Annotated in this window: 2 protein-coding genes; one reads left to right on the forward strand and one right to left on the reverse strand. The window is 59.3% G+C overall.

Going from position 1 to position 3,152, the window contains the following annotated elements; translation table 11 throughout:
* Window positions 1–204: hypothetical protein (locus AC3B8H_RS19805; RefSeq protein WP_488443238.1), on the reverse strand; the 204-nt coding region annotated here is incomplete at its 3' end.
* A 265-nt stretch (window positions 205–469) separates the two neighbouring features.
* Between AC3B8H_RS19805 and AC3B8H_RS19810 the strand changes: the two genes are divergently transcribed.
* A complete protein-coding gene (locus AC3B8H_RS19810; RefSeq protein ID WP_488443239.1) occupies window positions 470–2,974 on the forward strand; it encodes a hypothetical protein in 2,505 nt (834 codons plus the stop codon).
* The last annotated feature ends 178 nt before the right edge of the window (window positions 2,975–3,152 follow it).

Below are 3,152 nucleotides of genomic sequence, written 5' to 3' on the forward strand. Positions count from 1 at the left end.
GTCGTAGCCGTAGCCGGCCAGGATAGCGCCGGTGTCGCTGCCGCTGCGGACTTGGATCAGCTGTTGGGTGGCGTCGTACAGGTAACGGCGGACGCTGCCGTCATTGAGTGTTCTACGTTGAACGAACCGATTACGTTGATGTTTGGCGTATCCTGCAGAGTCAACGCAATATTGCGGGTTGGATGAAGCTAGATCATGGAACAAACTGACTGAATATCCTGCTCAGCCTCCTAAACACCCCGCCAACGACCCATAGGCCATCGCAACCGGACTGGCTATCACCGCCGGAAAGTAATCGATGTTGGATTGCCTATTGGCGAATCCACCTTACACCCGCCGCAAAGTTAATCCGCAGTGCGGCTGTGATTCGCCGGCCGAGCTTGACTCTAACGCGCCAAGTTGGCTAAGTTAATCCAGCCCGCCGCGTGTTTTGTCGCGCCGCCGTTCGTCATCCCATGGAGATTCGCCGATGTCTGAAACCCTGTCGCTCGCGGAGCGGCCCAGTGCCGCCGATAAAAAGGCCGCTCACGAATTCCTGACCGAACTGCGGACCCGGATTGCGACTCAGAGCCTGCCGTATCAGTACGGGATCGAAGCCAGCGCCTTGCAAAGTCTGTTCGATTTGTTCGGCTTCGGCCGGACCGCGATCAAGAACAATCCCGGCTGCGAACTATTCGCCGCCAAGGTGACCGAGTTGCTCAACGTCGAGCTGCGGCCGGTGACCTCCAAATGGCATCGCGCCAAGGAGGCCGGCGTATTGGATTCGCGCGACGGCGCCGACGAGTTTCGCGGCGAACTGCACCGGATACAGCGGGTGCTGCGCGAATATGCCGACCAATTCCACCAAATGGCTTACGGTACCGGTTGGCGGGACCAGGATTGTCCGGGAGCGTTGGAGCAGAAGAGCGTCGCGCGCTTGTTCAAGCCGTTGCGCTTCGGCATTCCCGATGCCTACTTGCCGGACGAAAACCGCGCTCGGATCAATCAAGACGAAGCCAGCGATATCGACCAGCGCCGGAAACAGTATTTGATCGAAACCCCGGACGGCGAGGATGCGGTCGGCCTGGCCCTGTCCGGCGGCGGCATTCGTTCGGCCACGTTTGGCCTGGGCATCGTGCAGGTGCTGGCCGATAGCCAATTGCTGCACCAGGTGGACTATCTTTCGACGGTCTCCGGCGGCGGCTACACCGGCAGTTTCATCAGCAGTCGCTTGAACGACGGCGTTTCGGTCTGCGATCTTGGCGCCCCTCACGGTCCGGACTCCGATCCGATTCGCTATGTTCGGCAACGCGCTAAATTTCTGTCCGCCCAAAATCTGAAACAAGCCTGGGGCATGGCCACCGCCACCTTGGGTGGCATGTTATTGAACTGGACGGCACCGCTGTTTGTGATTGCGTCTATCGTCGAGCTAACGCTGTTGACTCAACCGTTTCTAGCGGGGTATTGGCAAGTCGCTTTAAGCGTTCTAGCCGTTTTTTCCGCATTCAGTTTGATCGGCTGGGGCTTTGCGATGCGCTGGCGACCCGAGTATGCGAGCAGGGCCGGCTGGTTGTTCGGCGCGTTGACCGGTTTGACCTTGTTGGGCTACTCGGCGCAAGCGATCGGCAACGGCTATAAAATCGCGTTGGATGTGTATCTGTGGTTGAAAGCCCACTGGACATTTCCGGCCGTCATCGGCGGCCTGATTACCGCGACGCCGGCGGCGGTGCGCTTTCTGCCGATACTCAAGGAGCCCAAATTGCGGCGGGTGGTGTTGCAGGTTTTGTTATGGTCGGCGGGCTTGTTGATACCTTTCCTGGGTCTGCTGCTGGGTTACGCGCTCTGGCACTTGCATAGCATTAACGTGGCGGTGCCGGTATTGGAATGCGTATCCGGCGATTGGGCGCTGCTGGCCATCCTGGTCGCATCCGGTTTTATCGCCTTTTTGGTGCTGAACATCAATTTGACCGGCCCGCACCGCTTGTATCGGGACGGCTTGTCCAGGACCTTCATCGGAACGGTCGATCATCCTTACCAAACCGTGGAATTGGCGAGCCTCGATAGCAAACACCGGGCGCCTTACCATCTGGTGAACACCGCGCTGAATCTGCCGTCCAGCGAACGCCCCAACCTGCAGGACAGGCGTTGCGATTTCTTTTTGTTCTCCAAGTATTGGATGGGCGCGCCGTCGGTCGGTTACAGTAAAACGTCGGATTGGCGCGCCAACGGCAAGCCGGTGGATCTGGCCACCGCGATGGCGACCTCGGGCGCCGCGCTTTCCGCGCACATGGGCTTGGGCGCGATGCCGACGCTGACCGCATTGTTGGCGATATTGAATCTGCGGCTGGGATTCTGGATCAAGAACCCGCGGATCTGGTCGCCGTTTTCGGAGCCGGGTTTCTTGTGCCTGATTCGGGAAATGTTCGGTGTCGGCATGTCGGAGAACAAGGCGTGGCTGAATCTGTCCGACGGCGGCCATATCGAAAATATGGCGGTTTACGAGTTGTTGCGGCGGCGCTGTAAATTCATCATCTGCGTGGACGGCGAGGCCGACCCGGAATTCAGCTTCGGTGGTTTGATGACCTTGGTCCGCCACGCCCAAATCGATTTCGGCGTGCGCATCGAACCGGCGCTGGACGACATTCGTCCGAATCCGGCCAGCGGTTTCAGCCGGGCTCACGCCCAGTTCTGCGTGATCGACTATCCCTCGATAGAAGGCGCGCCGGCCGGCACCGGGTTTTTGCTGTATCTGAAACTGTCGGTTACCGGCAACGAGCCGGCGCTAATCCAGCGTTATCGCCGCAATAATGCGGATTTTCCGCATCAAACCACATTGGACCAATTCTTCGACGAAGAACAATTCGAAGCCTACCGGCAACTGGGCGTGCATGTCGCCGAAGGTTTATTTTCCAGCGCGCTGGTTGGCGACACGCCACCCGAGACCATCGCCGCCTGGTTCGAACGCTTGGCGGCAAATTTGTTGTTGCCGAACTGAGCACCGCAGCGCTGGGTTTGAACGGCTTATCATCCCAGCGACGAAGACACGATTTTCGCCGCGGAGAAAAAGGCGGCGCGGGAGCGGTTCTGCCGCGATTGTGGGCGTTTGGACACCAGTATGTCCCTACTGCGCCCGACCACCGGCCGAGCGGAGCCCGAGCGTTGGCTGAGCGGGG

Source organism: Methylomonas sp. BG-2 (assembly GCF_057766305.1).